Source organism: Gramella sp. Hel_I_59 (assembly GCF_006714895.1).
Lineage (GTDB): Bacteria > Bacteroidota > Bacteroidia > Flavobacteriales > Flavobacteriaceae > Christiangramia.
Map to the genome: position 1 here is coordinate 2013993 of NZ_VFME01000001.1, position 20695 is coordinate 2034687.

General features: G+C 38.4%; 21 protein-coding genes and 1 tRNA gene. 10 read left to right on the forward strand and 12 right to left on the reverse strand.

All coding sequences use genetic code 11. From position 1 onward, the window contains the following. Position 1 precedes the first annotated feature (1 nt). Positions 2-763, reverse strand: a complete 762-nt coding sequence (locus JM79_RS09155; RefSeq protein ID WP_141877860.1) for an MBL fold metallo-hydrolase — start codon at positions 761-763, stop codon at positions 2-4. 104 nt (positions 764-867) lie between these two features. On the opposite strand from JM79_RS09155, the gene JM79_RS09160 reads away from it, so the two are divergent. After that, a complete protein-coding gene (locus JM79_RS09160) occupies positions 868-2328 on the forward strand; it encodes a TonB-dependent receptor (RefSeq protein ID WP_141877861.1) in 1461 nt (486 codons plus the stop codon). A gap of 76 nt (positions 2329-2404) precedes the next feature. Here the strand turns inward: JM79_RS09160 and murA are convergent, their stop codons facing one another. From murA to JM79_RS09175, 3 genes are all read right to left on the reverse strand, one after another. Beyond that, positions 2405-3718, reverse strand: a complete 1314-nt coding sequence (murA, locus tag JM79_RS09165) for a UDP-N-acetylglucosamine 1-carboxyvinyltransferase (protein ID WP_141877862.1) — start codon at positions 3716-3718, stop codon at positions 2405-2407. Between the two features lie 12 nt (positions 3719-3730). Continuing rightward, positions 3731-4378 (reverse strand): DUF4290 domain-containing protein, encoded by a 648-nt coding sequence (locus JM79_RS09170; RefSeq protein ID WP_141877863.1) that lies wholly within the window; start codon positions 4376-4378, stop codon positions 3731-3733. A gap of 101 nt (positions 4379-4479) precedes the next feature. Continuing rightward, positions 4480-4773 carry a DUF493 family protein gene (locus JM79_RS09175; protein WP_141877864.1) on the reverse strand — a complete coding sequence of 98 codons (294 nt, stop codon included), beginning with the start codon at positions 4771-4773 and terminating at the stop codon, positions 4480-4482. 80 nt (positions 4774-4853) lie between these two features. Here JM79_RS09175 and JM79_RS09180 point away from each other — a divergent pair, with 80 nt between their 5' ends. From JM79_RS09180 to JM79_RS09200, 5 genes are all read left to right on the forward strand, one after another. Next, a complete protein-coding gene (locus JM79_RS09180) occupies positions 4854-5387 on the forward strand; it encodes an ATP-binding protein (protein ID WP_141877865.1) in 534 nt (177 codons plus the stop codon). Positions 5388-5392: 5 nt separating this feature from the next. Next, positions 5393-7297: an ATP-dependent DNA helicase RecQ gene (locus tag JM79_RS09185; RefSeq protein WP_141877866.1), complete on the forward strand. Its 1905-nt coding sequence runs from the start codon at positions 5393-5395 to the stop codon at positions 7295-7297. Continuing rightward, positions 7290-8240 carry a methionyl-tRNA formyltransferase gene (gene fmt, locus JM79_RS09190; protein WP_141877867.1) on the forward strand — a complete coding sequence of 317 codons (951 nt, stop codon included), beginning with the start codon at positions 7290-7292 and terminating at the stop codon, positions 8238-8240. Before JM79_RS09185 ends, fmt begins: the two co-directional genes overlap by 8 nt. A 185-nt stretch (positions 8241-8425) precedes the next feature. Further along, positions 8426-8698, forward strand: coding sequence for an HU family DNA-binding protein (locus JM79_RS09195; RefSeq protein WP_006990442.1), 273 nt, complete (start codon positions 8426-8428; stop codon positions 8696-8698). Positions 8699-8818: 120 nt separating this feature from the next. Next, positions 8819-9379 (forward strand): YqgE/AlgH family protein, encoded by a 561-nt coding sequence (locus tag JM79_RS09200; RefSeq protein ID WP_141877868.1) that lies wholly within the window; start codon positions 8819-8821, stop codon positions 9377-9379. On the opposite strand, the gene JM79_RS09205 is transcribed toward JM79_RS09200, so the two are convergent. Together JM79_RS09205 and JM79_RS09210 are read right to left on the reverse strand one after the other, a co-directional pair. After that, the gene (locus tag JM79_RS09205) at positions 9380-10225 is read right to left on the reverse strand and encodes an aminotransferase class IV (protein ID WP_141877869.1); all 846 of its coding nucleotides are present in this window, start codon (positions 10223-10225) and stop codon (positions 9380-9382) included. Between the two features lie 51 nt (positions 10226-10276). Continuing rightward, positions 10277-10663 (reverse strand): START-like domain-containing protein, encoded by a 387-nt coding sequence (locus JM79_RS09210; RefSeq protein WP_141877870.1) that lies wholly within the window; start codon positions 10661-10663, stop codon positions 10277-10279. Positions 10664-10853: 190 nt separating this feature from the next. On the opposite strand from JM79_RS09210, the gene JM79_RS09215 reads away from it, so the two are divergent. Beyond that, positions 10854-10927, forward strand: a tRNA-Met gene (locus tag JM79_RS09215). A gap of 65 nt (positions 10928-10992) precedes the next feature. Here JM79_RS09215 and JM79_RS09220 read toward each other — a convergent pair. Genes JM79_RS09220 through JM79_RS09230 form a run of 3 tightly spaced genes read right to left on the reverse strand, consistent with a single transcriptional unit; the run spans position 10993 to position 14710 of the window. Further along, the gene (locus tag JM79_RS09220; protein WP_185739475.1) at positions 10993-13206 is read right to left on the reverse strand and encodes a xanthine dehydrogenase family protein molybdopterin-binding subunit; all 2214 of its coding nucleotides are present in this window, start codon (positions 13204-13206) and stop codon (positions 10993-10995) included. 1 nt (position 13207) lies between these two features. Then, positions 13208-14194 (reverse strand): xanthine dehydrogenase family protein subunit M, encoded by a 987-nt coding sequence (locus JM79_RS09225; RefSeq protein WP_141877871.1) that lies wholly within the window; start codon positions 14192-14194, stop codon positions 13208-13210. Between the two features lie 3 nt (positions 14195-14197). Then, on the reverse strand, positions 14198-14710 hold the full coding sequence (locus tag JM79_RS09230) for a 2Fe-2S iron-sulfur cluster-binding protein (protein WP_141877872.1): 513 nt from the start codon (positions 14708-14710) through the stop codon (positions 14198-14200). 290 nt (positions 14711-15000) lie between these two features. On the opposite strand from JM79_RS09230, the gene JM79_RS09235 reads away from it, so the two are divergent. Together JM79_RS09235 and JM79_RS09240 are read left to right on the forward strand one after the other, a co-directional pair. Continuing rightward, entirely contained in the window at positions 15001-15993 is a 993-nt protein-coding gene (locus JM79_RS09235; protein ID WP_260443411.1) for a TerC family protein, read from the forward strand. 4 nt (positions 15994-15997) lie between these two features. After that, on the forward strand, positions 15998-16951 hold the full coding sequence (locus JM79_RS09240; RefSeq protein WP_141877873.1) for an aldo/keto reductase: 954 nt from the start codon (positions 15998-16000) through the stop codon (positions 16949-16951). Position 16952: 1 nt separating this feature from the next. Here the strand turns inward: JM79_RS09240 and hisS are convergent, their stop codons facing one another. After that, entirely contained in the window at positions 16953-18323 is a 1371-nt protein-coding gene (gene hisS / locus JM79_RS09245; RefSeq protein WP_141877874.1) for a histidine--tRNA ligase, read from the reverse strand. Between the two features lie 135 nt (positions 18324-18458). On the opposite strand from hisS, the gene JM79_RS09250 reads away from it, so the two are divergent. Then, a complete protein-coding gene (locus JM79_RS09250) occupies positions 18459-19694 on the forward strand; it encodes an ABC transporter permease (protein WP_141877875.1) in 1236 nt (411 codons plus the stop codon). Between the two features lie 2 nt (positions 19695-19696). Here the strand turns inward: JM79_RS09250 and JM79_RS09255 are convergent, their stop codons facing one another. Both JM79_RS09255 and rplI read right to left on the reverse strand, forming a co-directional pair. Next, positions 19697-20176 (reverse strand): DUF6495 family protein, encoded by a 480-nt coding sequence (locus JM79_RS09255; protein ID WP_141877876.1) that lies wholly within the window; start codon positions 20174-20176, stop codon positions 19697-19699. Positions 20177-20239: 63 nt separating this feature from the next. Next, entirely contained in the window at positions 20240-20689 is a 450-nt protein-coding gene (gene rplI, locus JM79_RS09260; RefSeq protein ID WP_141877877.1) for a 50S ribosomal protein L9, read from the reverse strand. Positions 20690-20695 lie beyond the last annotated feature (6 nt).

Here is a 20695-nt window from a genome sequence, read left to right on the forward strand (position 1 = left end):
GCTAAATTTCAATTTTTAAGTTATCATATGCAAGATGGACATTTTCAGGTAGCTCCTCCTCTACTTCTGCGTGAAATCCAAGCATATGGCTAATATGTGTAAAATATGTTCTTTCAGGCTTCACGATTTCTAAAAACTCCAGAGCTTCTTCCAGATTAAAATGTGAATGATGTGGTTCTCTTCTTAAAGCGCTAACTACCAGAACTTTTAAATCCTTCAGTTTTGCGATCTCTTCTTCGGTAATTGTTTTAATATCTGTGAGATATGCAAAATCACCTAATCTGTATCCAAAGACCTGTAATTTATTATGTTTAAAATCTACAGGCATAATACTTAAGCCCTCGAATTGAAACTCCTCATTATGTACTACATTCTCAATAACTGCGGGAGCTCCGGGATATCGATCTTCCGAAGTAAAAATATAATCGAACTTCCTTCTCAAAGAATTTAAAACTCTTTGATGAGCGAAAATAGGAATGTCGCCCTGCCGGAAAAAATATGGTCTTATATCATCCAGACCGGCAGTATGGTCATTGTGTTCATGTGTATAAAAAATAGCATCCAGTTTTTTTACATTATTAGCAAGCATCTGTTGTCTGAAATCTGGCCCACAATCAATTAAAATATTCTTGCCTTTCCAGTTTACCAGTACAGAGACCCGAAGTCTTTTATCACGAGGGTCATCGCTGTAACATACCGGGTGATCCACCCCGATTATTGGTATGCCTTGTGATGTTCCAGTACCTAAGAATGTAACTTCCAAATGCTGTTATTTTTGACACAAAAGTAAATATATTTTTTTGTATGCCTACCGCTTTTAGTACTTTTGAAGTACGCAATTAACAATGCTTACCTAAACAATAAAATATGCCAATTACCATAATGGGCGATAAGGAATTTGAAAATGTTCCTTCTATTAATAGTAAGGCCCTGCGTATCAATCTTAACGAAAATATCTACGGAACTTTTTCTGAAATTGGTGCCGGGCAGGAAACAGTGCGAAACTTCTTTCGTGCTGGAGGTGCATCTGGAACCATCGCTAAGGCAATGAGTGCCTACGATAAGGATTTTAGTGACGCGATCTACGGAGTTGAAGATGACAGGCGATATGTTACTGAAGCGAGGCTGAAGAAAATGTTATCTCACGAAACGCATCTTATTGAAGAGCGTATTTCCAGGGAAAAACATCCGAATAAATTATTCTTTACTTACGCCAATACTGTAGCTACAATAGATTTCGCGAAGAAATATAAAGGTCATGGTTGGGTAGGAATCAGATATCAGGTTGATCCCAAAGAAGAATATAATGAGATACTGCTACATGTAAGATTTCACGAAAATGATGCCCGTCACCAGCAAAACACCTTAGGAATACTAGGTGTTAACCTAATTTACGGCGCTTATTACAAGTATGATAATCCTAAAAAACTACTTCGTTACCTGTATGATCATATAGATAAGGATCAGATCGAGATCGATACGATCAATTTCTCAGGTCCTCGTTTCGAGAATGTAGATAACAGGCTAATGAGCCTTCAGTTGGTCAAGAATGGAATGACCGATGCAGTGATGTTCGGTCCTGATGGAAACAATGTCCTTCCTGCAAAAATACTTTACAAAAAGAATATCCTTGCGCTGCGTGGTAGCTTCAGACCTGTTACCAAGGTAAACATGGATATGTATGAAAGGTCTAAAGAATTATTCTTTAACGAGAGTAAAGTTTCTGAAGAAAATACTGAGATCATTTTCGAGATTACATTATCCAACTTAAGAGCTGAAGGGGAGATCGATGAGCGTGATTTCATGGATCGAGCTGAACTCTTATGTTCACTAGGTCAAACAGTTATGATCTCTAACTTCCAGGAATACTTCAAGGTGGTAGAATACTTCTCCAGATACTCTAAACAACGTATGGGTCTTACCATGGGTGTTCAAAATCTTGTAGATGTATTTGATGAAAAATATTATAGACATCTTAGTGGCGGTATTCTTGAAGCCTTCGGAAAATTATTCTTTAAAGATCTGAAGGTGTATTTATATCCACTGAAAGATGAAGAAACCGGTGAGCTTACTACCAGTGAAAATCTGAAAGTACACCCAAGAATGAAAGAATTATTCAAGTTCTTTAAATATAATGGGCGTGTTGAGGATATCAAGAACTATAATCCAGAAACGCTGAATGTTTATTCTCGAGAAGTACTAAAAATGATCAGCGAAGGGAAAAGTGGATGGGAAGATATGCTTCCTGAACGAACCACAAATATGATCAAGGAGCAAAATCTCTTTCATTACAAAGAGCACAAGGAACAGGCGAAGTCAGAAGTCTAACCTGATTATATATTGTATAAAAAAAGCTGTTCATACGAACAGCTTTTTTTTGCTTTGAATTCCGAAGAAAAATCCATTAGGCGATTCTGGTGATCTTCGCTCCTATCGCTTTTAATCTTTCTTCAATATTTTCGTAACCTCTGTCTATTTGCTCGATATTATGTATCGTTGAAGTTCCTTTTGCTGAAAGTGCAGCGATCAATAACGAGATTCCGGCTCTAATATCTGGAGAGGTCATCGTAGTAGCTTTTAACTGAGACTGGAAGTCATGGCCTATTACCGTGGCTCTATGTGGATCACAAAGAATGATCTTCGCTCCCATATCTATAAGCTTATCTACAAAGAACAACCTGCTTTCAAACATTTTTTGATGTATCAATACACTTCCTCTTGCCTGAGTTGCAATCACAAGGATGATACTCAAAAGATCTGGGGTAAACCCTGGCCATGGAGCATCACTGATGTTCATGATCGAGCCATCAATAAAGCTCTGTACCTCATAACCTTCAGAATGTGCAGGTATAAAAATATCATCGCCTTTTCTTTCAACAGTAATTCCCAGTTTCCTGAAGGTTGTAGGGATGATACCCAACATGTCCCAGTTCACATTCTTTATAGTGATCTCACTTTTTGTCATAGCGGCAAGACCAATCCATGAACCAATTTCGATCATATCCGGAAGAATTGTATGATCACAACCTCCTAGCTTCTTTACACCGTCTATGATAAGCATATTGGAACCTATACCGCTAATGTTAGCACCCATACGGTTCATCATCAGGCATAACTGCTGTAAATATGGTTCGCAGGCTGCATTGTAAATAGTCGTTTTTCCTTTAGCAAGAACTGCAGCCATCACAATGTTGGCAGTTCCGGTTACTGATGCTTCTTCCAGTAACATATAACTTCCGGTTAGACCTTCAGGAGCTTCTACTCCATAAAAACGTTCTTCCTTATTGTATCTGAAATCGGCACCCAGCTTCATAAATCCTTCGAAGTGAGTATCGAGTCTGCGTCGACCAATTTTGTCTCCACCAGGTTTAGGAATAAAACCTTTCCCAAATCTTCCAAGCATAGGTCCAACGATCATTATGGAACCACGAAGTCCTCCTCCATCGATCTTGAACTGTTCACTATTCAGGTATTCCATGTCTAGATCATCACTTTGAAAGGAATAACTTCCTTTACCCAGTTTTTCGATCTTAACACCAAGATTTTTTAGTAAGTTGATTAGTTTGTTAACGTCCAGGATATCTGGAATGTTATTGATAACCACCTTTTCATCGGTTAACAATACTGCACATAAAATTTGCAGCGCCTCGTTTTTTGCTCCTTGAGGTTGTATTTCCCCGCTCAAACGATGACCGCCTTCTATTTGAAATGTTCCCATTAAAGAAAAATATTAGTGGCGTTTACGACCAGGCTTGCGGCCGCCGGTATGTTTTTTGTTTTTCGAGTATTTCTTCTTGTTCGATCCGCTTCCACGAATAAGTTCTGAAGCCTGGGTTAGATCCTCATCTGCATTTTTCAGATTGATCTTTCCACCACTCAATTCTTTCAAATGATTAATGATCACTTCATCATCCACAGAATCACGATTCCAGTTCAGGTAAGATTTTTTCATATGATTGGCGATAGTCATCACCAGGGCATCCTTAAAATCACCTTCTTCCTTATCCTTTGCCGCATCGATCATGCGCTTGATATTGTTTCCGTAGAACCTATACTTAGGATTATTCTCAGGATAATCTAGCATTTCGGGACGTTCTGTAAGCATTTCCCTGGTCGGTTTTGGAAAAGGAGACTCAACATCTAATTTAAAATCACTGATCATAAAAAGCTGATCCCATAATTTATGCTGAAAATCTGGCACATCACGAAGATGCGGATTCATATTACCCATTACAGCAATAATTGAATTAGCAACTTTGTTACGTTCTTTATCATCTTCGATTTCTACAGCATGTTCCACCATTTTTTGCAAATGTCTGCCATATTCAGGAATGATCAGTTTACTCCTTTCAGAGTTATATTCTAAAGCGTTTGTCAAAATTGAGATTTAATTAGGTAATTTAATAGAAGTTTTCTCCTGCGTGCAAAATACTAAATATTCAGTAAGAATGACAAGAAAATAGCGCAATTGTGCGATCATTAGAGAGAAATAACTCCTTCAACTTTATCAGCCACCTCTTTATATTTTTCAATCACATGATCAGGATCTTTCATCCTAACATTAATGGAAACACTGGTATAGGTTCCTTTTTTAGATTGTTTGGTATTGATCACAGCTCCCATATTATCAAAGATATCTTCAACCTGTGTTACCTTCTCCCCTTTTGTAGGAACAATAAATTTGTATAGGTATTCAGCAGGCCACATTGCCGTATCCTGAAGCTGTTTTTTAAGTTTTGCGTAAAATTCATCCGGATTTGTCGAATCACTCATAGTTTTCTCCTTCTTTTATCACAAAGATACAAGGAAAGACAACATTTTTATAATCAAATTCATTTACCGAAATTTGCCGGGTGAAAACTATGAAAATTGTTATTACCGGTGGACCCGGTACTGGAAAGTCTTCCATCATACACGAACTGGAAGCTAAAGGAGAAAACTGTATCCATGAGATCTCCAGGCAGGTAACCCTTGAAGCACAAAGAGATGGTATAGATCAGCTCTTTCTTGAGGAACCCTTACTATTCAGTGAAAAATTACTTGAAGGGAGATTAAATCAGTTTAAAGAAGCTTCCAATTCAACAGCGAATCGCATCTTTCTAGATCGTGGATTGCCCGATGTTGTTGCCTATATGGATTTTTTTGACACTGTTTACCCCGAGATATTCAGTTCGACCTGTGAGGAGCATGCCTATGATAAAGTTTTTATCTTACCACCATGGAAGGAGATCTACAAAAGTGATAATGAGCGCTACGAAACCTATGAAGAAGCGGTAAGAATTTCAGAACATTTATATGACACTTACAGCCGCTTTGGTTACACACCTATCGAAATTCCTAAAGCAAGTGTGGCAGAAAGAACTAAATTTATACTGAACCAACTATAGATCTTTTGCAAACGGAAGCTTTAAAAATTCTAGAAAAATATTGGGGCTTCCAGAAATTCCGGCCTTCGCAGCTGGAAGTGATCGAAGCGATCCTGGATCGTCAGGATACGCTGACCTTATTTCCTACCGGTGGTGGGAAGTCTATCTGCTTTCAGGTACCGGCGATGATAAAAGAAGGAATTTGCGTGGTGGTATCACCACTAATTTCTTTAATGGAGGACCAGGTACAGGCTCTTCAAAAAAGGAATATCAAAGCGATGGCTATTACCGGTGGAATCTCTTATGCCGATCTGGATAGAAACCTTGACAATTGCATCTTCGGAAATTTCAAATTTTTATACCTCTCTCCGGAAAGGCTTCAGCAGGATATAGTAAAAGAACGACTGAAGCAAATGAACGTGAACCTGATCGCTGTAGATGAAGCGCATTGTATCTCTCAATGGGGACATGATTTCAGACCAGCTTATCGTAATATTTCAGAAGTTCGCGAAATTATACCTGAAGTACCTGTGGCAGCATTTACGGCTACAGCAACAAAAATCGTAGTGGAAGATATCTGCGAGCAGCTTCAGTTGAAGAACAGGGCAATATTTAAGAAATCATTTGAAAGAACCAATCTGTTTTACGAGGTTGTCAAAACTGAAGATAAATACTTTCGATTAACGAGGCTACTGGGAAATGATTCTGCCATTGTTTATGTAAGAAGCCGGAATGCCACCAGGGAGATCACCGACTTTCTAAATAAGAATGGGATTACGGCCGCTGCATATCACGGCGGAATGAAAAAGGAGGATAAAACTGCAAAGTTTCGATCGTGGATGAACAACGATACCAGTGTAATGGTTGCTACGACTGCATTCGGAATGGGTATTGACAAACCAGATGTTCGTACCGTTGTGCATATTGATCTACCGGAAAGTCTGGAAAGCTATTTTCAGGAAGCAGGAAGAGCGGGAAGAGATGGAGAGATTTCTAAAGCCGTTATACTGACCAATGCCGGCGACATTCCAGTACTAAAGAACCAATTTATAAACAATCTCGCGTCTGTTGAAGATGTCAAATTTATCTATAGAAAACTGAATGCCTATTTCAGTATAGCATATGGTGAAGGTGAAAATCAGGTATATGATTTTAATTTTGCCAGCTTCTGTAATCAATATCATTTAATTTCAGGTAAAACCTATAATGCATTACAATTATTAGATCGTTGCAGTGTCCTTAGACTGTCACAACAGTTTCAGAAGAAAACTGAAATAATGATAAAAGTAAGCGGGGATCAACTGGAAATTTATCTTGATGACAATCCAAAATATGCGCACCTCCTAAGAACCCTGTTAAGAAACTACGGTGGTGTATTTGATAACCTGGTGAACTTTAATATGTCCTCTGTAGCCGAGAAAGCAGATCTTCAGGAAAATGAATGTTTAAGCCTTTTTGAAGACTTACAGCAACAGGAAATCATAGAGTTCTCGATTGCCAAACATGATGCTTCCATTACCTTTCTGGTCCCCAGGGAAGACGAATCCACCATAAATCCTGTTTCTGGATTCATCACTAAATACAATAAAACAAAAAGGGAAAAGATATCGGCTGTGCTCGATTTTGTTCAGAATGACCAGGTTTGCAAGCAGATACAGTTGCTGAAGTATTTTGGAGAAACCAAGCCTGAAAAATGTGGTAGGTGCTCTGTTTGCAATGCTGAAACTGATATCTTAAGTCGAGATGAAATGAATGAGATATTTCTGGCGCTTCAAAAATTATTAAAATCCAGAGCACTAGACACTAAAGAAATTTCATCTCTATTAAACTATAAAGAATCCTCTATTCTGAAGGTAATACGGTTACTGGTAGAGCGAGGCATTTTGGAAAAAACGATAACTAACAAGTATAAAATATCAATAGATGACTGATCTCAGAATAGTATTTATGGGCACTCCGGAATTTGCCGTGAAAAGCCTTGAAGCAATTCTTGAAGCCGGCTATAATGTTGTAGGAGTGATTACTGCTCCAGATCGACCGGCTGGCAGAGGAAGGAAATTACGAGAAAGTGCCGTTAAGACTTTCGCGGTTTCTAAAGATCTTAAAGTTCTACAACCTACTAATCTAAAATCTGACGAATTTCAACAAGAGTTGAAGCAAATCGATCCAAATGTGCAGGTAGTCGTAGCATTTAGAATGCTGCCTGAATCTGTATGGAACTACCCTGACCTTGGCACTTTCAATTTACATGCGAGCTTACTGCCTCAGTATCGCGGAGCTGCTCCAATCAATTGGGCGATCATGAATGGCGAAAAAGAAACTGGAATATCCACTTTCTTCCTGGATGAGAAAATTGATACCGGCGCTATGATCATGCAGGAATCTGTTGTGATAGGTGAACATGAAAACCTGGAGACCATTCACGATAGATTGATGAACAAAGGATCAGGGCTGGTTGTAAAAACATTAAAAGCTATCTCTGAAGGAACTACCAAGCCAATAGCCCAGAAAGATTCCGCAACGCTTAGAGAAGCGCCCAAATTGGATCGCGAGAACACCAAGATTAATTGGGATAAACCTTTAAATGAAATATACAATCATATACGCGGACTCAATCCCTACCCTTCTGCCTGGTGTCATTTAGATAATGGTGATGCGCAGGAACAGACTGTAAAAATCTACGATGTGATTAGACATAAAGAAGAACATGATCACTTCTACGGAAAAGTCCTAATTAAAGAAAAGCAATTGCTAGTTGCTGCGAATGGTGGATTCATTGAAATTAAACAGATTCAATTGCCTGGAAAACGTAAAATGGAAACTCATTCCCTACTGAATGGCTTCAAATTTTCAGAAAAAGCAAAAATGCGCTGAACCCTTATTAATGCTGAATTGGTTGGATTTTAATAAAAAACAATTATCTTTATTAACAAATCAACCGAGTTATCAACAAATACGGGCTTTTCCCTTGTCATTACTTGCGTGGACGGGAAATCCGTATAAATTTGTAAACCAGTTTAACAGAATGTTTAACCAACAATTAATTTAAAATTCGAATTATGAACAAAACAGATTTAATCGACGCAATGGCTGAGAATGCTGGAATTTCTAAAGCAGCAGCTAAAAAAGCACTAGAATCTTTTCTAGAAAACGTTGAAAAATCTCTTAAAAAAGGAGATAGAGTATCATTAGTAGGATTTGGATCTTGGTCTGTATCTAAAAGAGCTGCTCGTGAAGGAAGAAACCCACAAACCGGAAAAACTATCAAGATCGCTGCTAAAAACGTAGTGAAATTTAAAGCCGGAGCTGATTTACAAAAAGCTGTGAACTAATAATTTGCATTGTAAATATCATAAGCCTTCCCAAGGGAAGGCTTTTTTTATCTAAAAAATTTAGATATGTATTGCATTTTTAACAGAAAAAATATAGTTTAGTTCTAAAGACTGCTACAAATGATTGCGTTGAAACCAACCAAAGGCCATCTTCTCGTTGCAGAACCATCCATAATTGGAGATGTTTCTTTTAATCGCTCGGTGGTTCTACTTGCCGACCATTCCGAAAATGGATCGGTAGGATTCATCCTGAACAAAATCCTTGATTTTACACTTAAAGATCTTATTCCTGAAATCAAAGGGAATTTTGATGTCTATAATGGAGGTCCCGTAGAACAGGATAATCTGTATTTTATACATAAAATTCCAGATCTCATCCCTGATAGTATTGAGATTGCTCATGGAATCTACTGGGGTGGTAATTTTGAGGCTGTGATGGAACTTATCTCTAAAGATCTGATTTCAGATAAGCAGATAAAGTTCTTCCTAGGATATTCTGGATGGGATGCGCAACAACTGGATGACGAGTTAAATTCTCATTCCTGGGTGGTCACCGCGAACGAGGACAACAAGGACCTGCTTGAAAAGCCCTACTCTTCATTCTGGAAGGATAAGATGCTCGAATTAGGCGGAGAATACATGTTATGGTCAAACTCTCCAGAGAACCCTTCTTACAACTAATTAGCCTAATCTCGCTTTCACATTTAACTTACTAAGCAGGTTTTTAGCTACAACTGAGTCGTATTGTTTCTTACGATATTTTGACACTGGCTGAATACCAACCGCAATATTAGTAACGAAGAGTTCATCAGCTTTTTGCAATTCAAAAGGCGAAATTGAAGCTTCTTCTAATTCGTATTCTTCAGTTTTCTTGATGATCTCCAGTAATTGCTTCCGAATAATTCCGTTTAAAACACCATCTGTAAGTGGTGGCGTTTTAATTTTGGAACCTGATACTAGAAATAAATTACCGTTCAGAGCTTCGACTACGCTCTTTTTCTCATTCAGAAGCAAACAGTTGTGATATTCATTCTCTTTAGCATAGATGCTTCCTAAAACGTTTACCGCGCGGTTATTCGACTTAATCGTAGACAACAGTCCGCTACCCACATAATGATCTTTAAATAATTCGATCTCGTAATCCTCAGTATTTAATAGGTAAAACGAGTTCTCCATTTCCACTACCGTCATCACGTAAGCGATCTCTCTGGTCGCAGGCGTATAAAAACCACCTTCTTCGCGATAAACAGCAAATCGTACTCTTGCAGCATTTTCTTTTAGATCATTTTCCTCAACGATACTGAGAATTTCTTTCTCTAAAAACTCTGGTGAGAAGCTGGATGGGATCTCCATTCTCATAATTCGCATGGACGCCATCATTCTGAAATAATGATCTTCCCAGAACATTATTTTTCCATTAATGACTCTAATAGTTTCGAAAACTGAATCTCCATAAGCGAATCCCCTGTTAAGGACTGAAAGATTAGCTTCTGAATCCTGAACTATATTTCCATTTAAATTGATCATAAAAAAACCCCGTTTAAAACGGGGCAAAGGTACTATTATCTTAAGACTTTTCTAGGCAGAACCTAATATCTGTTTTAGATCTGAAACCATATTTTCCCATAGCATTTTTCCTTCATCGATCTCATCCTCTTCGGCAAAATCTGTAATCATTAAGGAAACATCTTTGGTGATATCATCCACTTGTATTCTTAATTCAAAAAAATATGGAGAATCTTCATCTTCAACCCACTTGAACTTAATTCGTTCATCGCTTTTCTTACTCATTAGTTTGGCCTTCTCCTCACTACCTTCCCAGATAAAAGTAAAAAATTCCCCACGGGAATTTACGTTATCTGCATACCACTCGCTTAAACCTGAGGGAGTTGAAATATATTGATACAATAGCGAAGGAGAAGCCTGAATTGGAAACTCCATTTCGTATTTTGTCTTTTCTTCCATTCTAAATTAGTTAGTTTTGGGCAATATAGATATTAATTGGAAGGATTAAAAGAAATCAAAATAAATATTTTAGAAAATAAAGTTTGTGACAATACAAATTGTTTTTATATTTGCACCCGCATTAAGGAAATCATGCGAAGCCTTAAATAGCAAGGCTTCTGAAAGGTTCCACTAAATGTAAAAATGTTAAGGCGAGGTAGCTCAGTTGGTTAGAGCGTCGGATTCATAACCCGGAGGTCCCGAGTTCAAATCTCGGTCTCGCTACAAAAAAAGGGATTTCGTAAATACGAAATCCCTTTTTACTTTTTATCATTTTTTTATTTCCTGATCTACACCAACTTATCCAGTGTGATCGGCAATTCTCTCACACGTTTACCGGTAGCATTGTAGATTGCATTGCAAATTGCAGAAGCAACTCCTACAATACCAATTTCACCCAGACCTTTAGCTCCCAGTGGATTCACAATTTCATCATGTTCCGGTACAAAGATCACTTCAAGATCCTGAATATCTGCCTGTACTGCCACATGGTATTCCGCAAGGTTGGCATTCATAATGCGGCCATTACGGCTATCCATCATTCCTTCTTCCTCAAGAGCCATACTAATTCCCCAGGTGATACCACCCAGAATCTGACTTTCAGCGGTCTTAGGATTGAGTATTTTACCTCCTGCTATCGCACTCACAACCCTTGGAACCGTGATCATTTTAGTATCCTTATCGACATGTACTTCTACCATCACACAGGAGTGTGAGTAGCAGGAATACTTACTGCGATCATCTGCGGGTTGAGAATTAACGCTTGTTTCTACAGAATTCTGACCGGAAGCAGCTAAAATTTCAGAATAACTAAGTCTGGTAGATTTTACGCTCAGATGTCTATTACTGAACTCTGCCTCTTCGAACATCGCACCCTTCAACTCTTCTGGAAAACTCTGTTGAGCGTATCCAAATATTTTCTTCTGAAGCGCATGACACACAAGTTTTACTGCTGAACCTACTGAAGATGCAGTCCAGGATCCCCCTTCAATTGGAGCCTTCGGCAAACTAGAATCTCCAAGCTGGAATTCTACATCTTCCAATGGAATGCCAACAATTTCTGCAGCTATCTGGGACATGATCGTATACGTTCCCGTACCAATATCTGCAGTTCCACTACTAACTGTTAGTTTCCCTTCCGAAGTTAATATTGCTTTTGCTGAAGATTCCTGCTGTAAAGCTTCCCAAACTCCGGTGGCCATTCCATAACCAACAAGATTATTACCATCCTGCATGCTTCCAGGCTTTGCATTTCTTTTATCCCAGCCAAAACTTTCAGATGCTTTGAGAAAAGCAGCTCTTAATTCCTTACTTGAATAAGGCTTATCTTCATTTTGATCAATATCAGCATAATTTATTAAACGGAACTCCAGTGGATCTACCCCAGCTTCAATTGCAAGTTCATCAATAGCGCATTCCAGCGCATACATTCCAGTAGCTCCTCCGGGTGCTCGCATATCCATAGGCGTATAGACATCCAAAGGCACCAATTGATAATCAAGTTTCACATTATCACACTGGTACATCATTCCAGACCAATCGACAACTGTCTCGTTGAACATTTCAAACCTTGAAGTTTCTCCAAATGCCTCATGATTTATTGATTTCAGTTTACCCGATTCATCAGATGATAATTTTAATCGCTGTAAACAGGCAGGCCTGTGTCCAAAACTGAACATCTGAGTTCTGGTCATTACAACCTTCACTGGCAAATTGAGGACTTTTGAGGCCATCGCCGCACAGAATAGTTGATATTGTGGTCTTAAACCAGACCCGAATCCGCCACCTACAAAAGGAGATAAAACCCTGACCTTTTCTTTTTCCAGATTGAAGATCCCAGAAATATATTGCTGACTGCTTCCAACTCCCTGTATTTTATCATAAATGGTAAAGCCCTGCTCCTCTTCATTCCAGATCGCTACGGTCGCAAAAGTTTCCATAGGATTTTGATAATGGCGTGGCAAATAATATTCAACATCTACCTTATGTTTCGAAGAATCGTAAGCTTCGGCAGCATCACCTCTAGGCTCTGGTGGTTCAGGAACATCCTCTCTGGTTGCATTCTGAAGATTTGTTTTGAGGTCCACCTCACAACCCTCTTCTTTTTCATAATCAATTTTAACCAGTCCGGCGGCATATGCGGCAGTCTCAAAAGTATCTGCAACGATTAGCGCGACCGGTTGCCCGTTATACAGAATGTCTTCATTATAGAATGGTCTGAATGGATTACCAGGAGGAGCCAGAGGATCTGTATAATCTGAATTTATCTTAACTTCTTCCGGGATATTTTCATGGGTAAATACCTGTCGAACTCCTGGTACTTTCAAAGCTTCTTTATCATTAATAGCAACAATTTTACCTCTGGAAATCGTACTATTAATAATATATCCATGTACTAAATGCTCAGGATTGAATTCAGCGCTGTAGGTAGCATTCCCTGTTACTTTTTTTATACCATCTACCCTTCTGGTAGGTTTCCCTATATATTTTGTATCTGTTATCATGCTATTTGTTCATTGCTTCTGTTAATGCTCTTAAAATGGATTTTCTAACCAGTGGTATTTTAAAATCGTTATCACCGTATCCTTTAGCTCCTTCGGTAAGTTTATCCGCTAATTGCTCGAAATTCTCCGTATTTGCCTCTTTTCCAATAAACTCTTTTTCTACGGAAGATTCTCTCCAGGGCTTGTGGGCAACCCCTCCCAAAGCAACTCTAATGTCCTTGATAGTGTTGTTTTCCAGTTCAATTGCGGCAGCTATTGAAACTAAAGCGAAAGCATAAGACGGCCTGTCCCTCACTTTTAAATAATGATAGTTTTTAGCAAAACCTTTTTCAGGAAGCTCAATTCCGGTAATGATCTCTCCCGGTTCTAAATTGGTTTCTATATGCGGGGTGTCACCAGGAAGTTTATGGAAGTCAGTCGCGGCAATTGTTCTATCACCTTCAGCTCCACTAATATGAACTGTCGCATCTAATGCCGCGAGCGCTACCGCCATATCTGAAGGATGCGTTGCGATACAATGCTCGCTTTCTCCAAGAATCGCATGCAAACGGTTAAAACCTTCTAATGCGGAACATCCACTTCCAGGCTCTCTCTTGTTACAGGGCGTTGAAGTATCATAAAAATAGAAGCATCTGGTACGCTGTAATAAATTCCCGCCATTGGTCGCCATATTCCGTAACTGTGCTGAAGCAGCAGAAAGCATAGCCTCAGAAAGTAGCGGATATCGCTTTTCTACTTGTTCGTGATAAGCTGTATCGGCATTGGTCTTGGTAGCGCCTAATATTAAACCTCCAGAATCTGAGTTTTCGATTTTCGAAAGATCCAGATGATTTATATCAATTAAATGCTCAGGATTCTCAACCCGATATTTCATAAGATCCAGCAAATTAGTTCCTCCACCAATAAATCTGCTACTCTCTTTTTCAGAACCAATTTGTTCGATCGCGTTTTCCACGCTTTGTGCTCTTTTGTAGGAAATATTATTCATAGTCTAATTGCTGTTTTTAGATGAAGCTTCGGTATTTCTGTCTTTTAACTCTTCCACTACTTTATAAATGTTGGCATAAGCTCCACAGCGACAAATATTTCCACTCATGAGATCTCGTAATTCCGCAGGATCGCTTCCTTTATTCATATTCAGCAGTCCAATGGTAGAGCATATCTGCCCGGGTGTGCAATAGCCGCACTGGAATGCATCATGTTTGATAAAAGCTTCCTGCACTGGATGCAATTCATCGCCATTCGCTAATCCTTCTACAGTGACAATTTCTTTACCTGTTTGCATTGCGGCGAGGGTCAGGCAGGAATTAATATGTTTTCCGTCTACAAGCACTGTGCAGGCTCCACATTGACCATGATCACAGCCTTTCTTAGTTCCTGTAAGCTGTAAATGTTCCCGCAAGGCATCAACAAGAGTTGTCCATGCAGAAACTTTCATACTAACATCTCGTCCATTAATATTTAATACCAAATCTTCGGTATCAGGATGTTGTTTAATTTCCATTTTGTATGGTTTTGGTTGGTGATTGGATTCTATTATTTATTAGAACACCTCTTAAAGCTAGATAATAATTTGATCAGAATTATTTATATCACTCATCTTAATATTTTTTTATGATTTTTGTTTAATCATTAAGTTGATCATAAGTTATTAGTTTTATGCATTTTACGTCTACCTTTTAAGTTATTCTCATTTCATTCAAATTAGAAATATATTGCTCAAATTTTAATTGTTATAGTTGTTGTAAAATCAAATCTCATATCCAATTTTGAGTTTTATTTGCTCAAAAAATTGTGATAATAAAAGCATCTAATTTTGCCGGATACATCGAGCCTGTGGCAGCAGCTTCCGAAGATTTCATGGTAGATCCATGGGTATGGATAGCCTTTTCTGCCTTTATCATCCTTCTTCTCATCGTAGACTTAAAACTGGTGATGAGAAAACCTCATAAGATAAATACTAAGGAAGCTGCGTGGTATAGTGCCGGCTGGATAAGCCTGGGGCTTCTATTTACAGCTGTGATCTATTGGTGGCAGGGTTCTCTCGCCGCAGGAGAATATCTCGCTGGGTATTTGATCGAGAAATCTCTGTCTATGGATAATGTGTTCTTATGGGCTGTACTCTTTAGCTATTTTAAAGTACCGAAGGAATTTCAGCATAAAGTTTTGTTCTGGGGAATATTCGGCGCCCTTGTTCTAAGAGTCATTTTTATTTTCGGCGGAATTGCCCTGATCGAAAATGTACATTGGATCATATATGTATTCGGCGCATTTTTACTGTATACCGCTTATAAGATCTTTAAAAGCGATATTTCTGAAGCCAATCCTGATAACAATAGGATTTTCAAATGGGTACGAAAAGTGATACCTCAAACTGAAGGTTACAGGGAAGACAACTTTTTTGTAAGAGAAAATGGTAAGAAGATTGCCACTCCTCTATTAACCGTTTTGATCATCATAGAACTAACCGATATAATCTTTGCGGTGGATTCTATCCCGGCAATATTAGCGGTAAGCAGGAATGAATTTATAATCATAAGCTCAAATGCATTTGCCATTCTGGGTCTTCGTGCTTTGTATTTTTTACTGGCAGATATGAAAGACAGGTTTATTTACTTAAATGAAGGTCTGGGAATTATACTGGCTTTCGTGGGAATAAAATTCCTGGTAAGTGATCTTTACGAAATACCAATCTGGATTTCTCTTTGTTTTATAGCTTTAATTTTAATAGGTTCGATATTATTATCTCTACGACAAACTTCTAAGACCGAATTAGAAAAAACTTAGCATTATGAAAAGACTAAAATTAGGAAATACAGAATTATATACTCCTCCTATTGTTTTCGGCGGAAATGTATTCGGGTGGACGATCGATGAAAAAGAATCTTTCAGAATGATGGATCAACTGCTAGATATGGGATTTGACTTTATTGATTCTGCAGATGTTTATTCCAGATGGGCTAGAGGAAATTCTGGTGGTGAATCTGAAAGTATTATGGGAAAATACATGAAGTCCAGAGGTAACCGTCATAAAATGACCATTACCACCAAAGTAGGCTCCAGTATGCAACAAGGTGGCGACAAGGATATTTCTAAAACACATATTCTTAATGCAGTAGAAGATAGCTTAAGAAGATTGCAAACAGATCATATAGACCTTTATTTCACCCATTGGGATGACAATACAACTCCCGTTGAAGAAACCCTTGGTGCCTATCAGAAATTAATTGAGCAGGGAAAGGTGAGATATATTGGAGCTTCAAATTTAAGTCCTGAAAGATTACAGGAGTCTATAGATGCTTCAAAAAATGACGATTTACCAAAGTATCAGGTTTTCCAGCCGGAATATAGCTTGATGCAACGAAACAAGTTCGAAGGGAAAATTCAGGAAATCTGCCAGGAAAACGATCTTGGAGTTACCTCCTACTTTAGCTTAGCCAGCGGATTTCTTTCTGGAAAATACCAAAGTATCGAAGATATAAAAGGCAGTGATCGCGAACAGTTCCTTGGAGATTATTTCGACGATCGTGGTAAAAAAGTGCTCAACGCACTTAAAGATATATCAGACCATCATAATATTTCCCAGGCAGGAATTGCTTTGAGGTGGATCATGCAACGCCCAGGCATTACTGCTCCAATTGCAAGTGCAACCAAAGCTGAGCATCTAAAGAGTTTCGAAGAAGCTGTCAACATGGAACTTACCAAAGAAGAAATGGCAAATTTAAATGCGGCAAGCAACCATTAATTTATGAAAGTTTAGAGATAAGATCTTCCAGACGAAGTGTATCCTGCTCACCAGATTTCATATGCTTTAGTGTAAAGGTCTGCTTCTCAATTTCCTCTTCTCCAGCAAGTATTACAAATGGAATATCTCGTTTATCGGCATATTTCATTTGTTTACCCATTTTGGAACTGTCCGGATAAAGTTCAGCAGTAATTCCGGAGTTTCTTAAAGAACGGATGGACTTCATGGCATATAGGGATTCCTTATCTCCAAAATTTATAAAAAGCACTTTGGTATTCTCCCGTACAGTTTCAGGAAACAGATCCAATTCTTCAAGTACAAGATATATTCTATCCAGACCAAAGGAAATTCCCATTCCGCTCATATTCTTCAAACCAAAAATTCCGGTAAGATCGTCATACCTTCCTCCTCCACCAATGCTTCCCATCTTCACTTTTTCGGGAGCAGCAACCTCAAAAATAGCTCCGGTGTAGTAGTTGAGTCCGCGTGCCAGAGTCACATCAAGGTCGAGAGTAGCGGTTTTCAAAGGCATTTCAGCTACAGCATTCTGAATGAATTGTAATTCTTCGATACCTTTCATCCCGTTTTCTGAACTTTCCAGAATAGATTGTAATCCTGAGATCTTTTCAGCAAAAGAACCTTTAAGATCAAAAATTGGAGAAATTTTTTCTATAGCCTTTTCAGAAATACCTTTTTCCAGCATTTCTTTTCGTACTCCAGCTTCACCAATCTTATCAAGTTTATCCAGCGCTACAGTAAAATCTATAAGTCGATCCTGTTCTCCAATAACTTCAGCAAAACCAGATAAGATTTTTCTATTATTGATCTTGATCGTTACATCTTCCAGACCTAATTGTGTAAATACCGAATCATACAATTGTATGAATTCCACTTCCTGCCATAGACTATCACTTCCCACCACATCTGCATCACATTGGAAAAACTCTCTGAACCTTCCTTTTTGAGGACGATCTGCTCTCCAAACGGGTTGTATCTGGTAACGTTTAAAAGGGAACTCGATCTCATTTTGATGTTGTACCACGTACCTGGCAAAAGGAACCGTAAGATCATACCTTAGTGCTTTCTCACTTATAGAGGAAGTTAATGCTGTACTATCCTTCAATTCCAGAGCTTTCGCATCAGCTTTTTTAAGATAATCACCTGAATTAAGAATTTTGAATATCAGGCGATCTCCTTCTTCACCATATTTCCCCATTAGAGTCGAAGAGTTCTCAAAACTAGGAGTTTCGATAGGTTGAAAACCAAAACTTTTAAATTGAGTTTTGATGATATCGAAAATGTAGTTTCTTTTTGCTACTTCTTCCGGAGAAAAATCTCTGGTACCTTTTGGAATTGACGGTTTTTGTGCCATAAAGTTCTAAGCTGAAATATGATTTTTAAAGGACTGCAAATATCTTAATTTTTGAGTGAACCCAAACAAATTTGATATTTTAAGTAACAATCCTATCATTTTATAGTCTAATCGTTAAGATCGAAAAGTTAGCCCATGTTTTCACTCCTGCGGGAAAATATTAGAATTGCTCTAAGTTCCATAAGAAATCAGTCACTAAGAACTGTATTAACCGTTCTCATCATCGCTATAGGTATCACAGCATTGGTTGGGATCCTTAGTGCTGTAGCCGCACTGGAAAACACTATAAGTCAGGATTTTGCTTCAATGGGCGCAAATACTTTTAACCTGCAACGTTACGAATTCAGAGAGCGAATAAGCAACGAGGACCGGAAGGTAAATCCTACAATTAGCTATAGGGAAGTGACCGAGTTTAAGGAGAAATTTCAGTTTCCATTTACTGAAACCGCTATATCATTTACGGGGACAGGATCTGCAGAAATCAAATATCAGAATGAAAAAACAGATCCGGATATCTCAGTTCTCGGGGTAAACGAATATTATTTAGAGAACTCCGGACTTGAAGTTGAAGAAGGAAGAGAGTTCAACATCTTCGATATTAACAATAATAATAATGTTGCGGTGATTGGTGCCGACTATAAAGACGGAATTTTCAATGGAATGGATCCCGTTAATAAAACTATTAGTATTCGTGGGGCGAAATTCAGAGTTATTGGAATTCTGGAAAGTAAAGGAAGTACCTTCGGAAACAACCAGGATCTAAGAGTTTTTATCCCTATTCAACATGCTCGCTCGATCTTTTCTCAGCCAAATATCAATTATAGCTTAAGCGTAAAGGTGGACGACAAGGAAGTGCTGGAATCGGCAATGGATGAAGCTATTATTACCTTCAGAAATATTCGTGGGTTAAACCCAAAAGAAGATAACAACTTTGGGATTGAAAGAAGCGATGATCTTATTAATCGAATTCTTCAAATAACTGGCGCTTTGAATATCGCCGCCTGGATCATTTCAATCATTACCATATTTGGTTCATCTATCGCCTTGATGAACATCATGCTGGTAAGTGTCACCGAGAGAACACGTGAAATTGGAGTTAGAAAAGCACTAGGTGCTAAGAAAAATACTATTGCAATGCAGTTCTTCCTGGAAACTTTGGTGATTGGTCAGCTTGGTGGTCTACTCGGTATATTGCTAGGAATTCTTATTGGCTGGGCCGTATCGTCTTCCCTGGATTTCGATTTCACCACACCATGGAAAGCCATGTTATGGGCTACCGGGATTACCATATTCGTAGCCATACTTGCAGGGAGTTATCCTGCTGCTAAAGCTGCAAAACAGGATCCAATAGAATCACTTAGATACGAATAGTTCTAAGCATCTTTGTCTACGATATCCTTAAAGTAAGCATATAATTCACCTTTTGTGATATTTGCTCCCTGTTTGATCAAAGCAAAAATATCCTTGTTTCTGTCCTCACTAAGAGCTTTTGAAGAGGTATAAATATTCACCATCTCATTCATAAGATTGGTTTGTAACCATTGGTAACCTTCCCGGGTTGTAATATCTACAGATTCATTATCTACCTTAATCGCGATGAGATTGATAGTCACTTCAGAAATATAAAAAAGGAAGACCTGGTTTGGAGAAAAATGCTCCAGGTATTCGACTTTATTCAGGACTCCTTCCCATACAAGATCGCTGAACAGATCCATTTCATCTTCAGCAACCTTAGGCTGTTCTTTTTTGATCTTATCCCATTCCTCACCGGTGATGGACTGAGTTGCCAGAAAGTTTATGAACTCCTGGTGCATCTCTTCAAATTGTTCTTTAGTTAATCGAGCGTATTTCATTTTTTTAAAAATAAGAAAAGCCCACTCATAAATGAGCGGGCTTTTTGCTATAAAATTATAATATTAAGCTTCCCCTACAACGTCAAAACTTAGGTTTGAAACTACTTCACGATGAAAACGCAAAGTTGCATCATACTGTCCTAAACGCTTGATGTTTCCACCGGCGATGTTAATAAATTTTTTCTCAATTTCTACACCTACCTTAGCAAGAGCATCAGCTAAATCACCGTTAGTGATAGAACCAAACAACTTGTCACCAGCTCCTGCCTTAGCAGTCATCTTGATCTCAATGTTATTAAGTTTCTCAGCTTGTTTCTTAGCTTCGTCAATGTGCTTTTGTTCCTTATAGGCACGCTGCTTTAAAGTTTCAGATAAAACTTTTCTTGCAGAAGGAGTTGCCAGTTCAGCGTATCCATGAGGTATAAGATAATTTCTACCGTAACCGTTTTTAACAGCCACAACATCATCTTTAAAACCTAGATTGTCTACGTCTTTTTTAAGTATTACATCCATAACTGC

Coding starts and splice junctions, on each gene's coding strand:
- JM79_RS09160 (WP_141877861.1), top strand. CDS start 868: ATGCCAATTACCATAATGGGCGATAAGGAATTTGAAAATGTTCCTTCT.
- murA (WP_141877862.1), bottom strand. CDS start 3,718: ATGGGAACATTTCAAATAGAAGGCGGTCATCGTTTGAGCGGGGAAATA.
- JM79_RS09175 (WP_141877864.1), bottom strand. CDS start 4,773: ATGAGTGATTCGACAAATCCGGATGAATTTTACGCAAAACTTAAAAAA.
- fmt (WP_141877867.1), top strand. CDS start 7,290: ATGACTGATCTCAGAATAGTATTTATGGGCACTCCGGAATTTGCCGTG.
- JM79_RS09195 (WP_006990442.1), top strand. CDS start 8,426: ATGAACAAAACAGATTTAATCGACGCAATGGCTGAGAATGCTGGAATT.
- JM79_RS09200 (WP_141877868.1), top strand. CDS start 8,819: ATGATTGCGTTGAAACCAACCAAAGGCCATCTTCTCGTTGCAGAACCA.
- JM79_RS09205 (WP_141877869.1), bottom strand. CDS start 10,225: ATGATCAATTTAAATGGAAATATAGTTCAGGATTCAGAAGCTAATCTT.
- JM79_RS09210 (WP_141877870.1), bottom strand. CDS start 10,663: ATGGAAGAAAAGACAAAATACGAAATGGAGTTTCCAATTCAGGCTTCT.
- JM79_RS09220 (WP_185739475.1), bottom strand. CDS start 13,206: ATGATAACAGATACAAAATATATAGGGAAACCTACCAGAAGGGTAGAT.
- JM79_RS09225 (WP_141877871.1), bottom strand. CDS start 14,194: ATGAATAATATTTCCTACAAAAGAGCACAAAGCGTGGAAAACGCGATC.
- JM79_RS09230 (WP_141877872.1), bottom strand. CDS start 14,710: ATGGAAATTAAACAACATCCTGATACCGAAGATTTGGTATTAAATATT.
- JM79_RS09240 (WP_141877873.1), top strand. CDS start 15,998: ATGAAAAGACTAAAATTAGGAAATACAGAATTATATACTCCTCCTATT.
- hisS (WP_141877874.1), bottom strand. CDS start 18,323: ATGGCACAAAAACCGTCAATTCCAAAAGGTACCAGAGATTTTTCTCCG.
- JM79_RS09250 (WP_141877875.1), top strand. CDS start 18,459: ATGTTTTCACTCCTGCGGGAAAATATTAGAATTGCTCTAAGTTCCATA.
- JM79_RS09255 (WP_141877876.1), bottom strand. CDS start 20,176: ATGAAATACGCTCGATTAACTAAAGAACAATTTGAAGAGATGCACCAG.
- rplI (WP_141877877.1), bottom strand. CDS start 20,689: ATGGATGTAATACTTAAAAAAGACGTAGACAATCTAGGTTTTAAAGAT.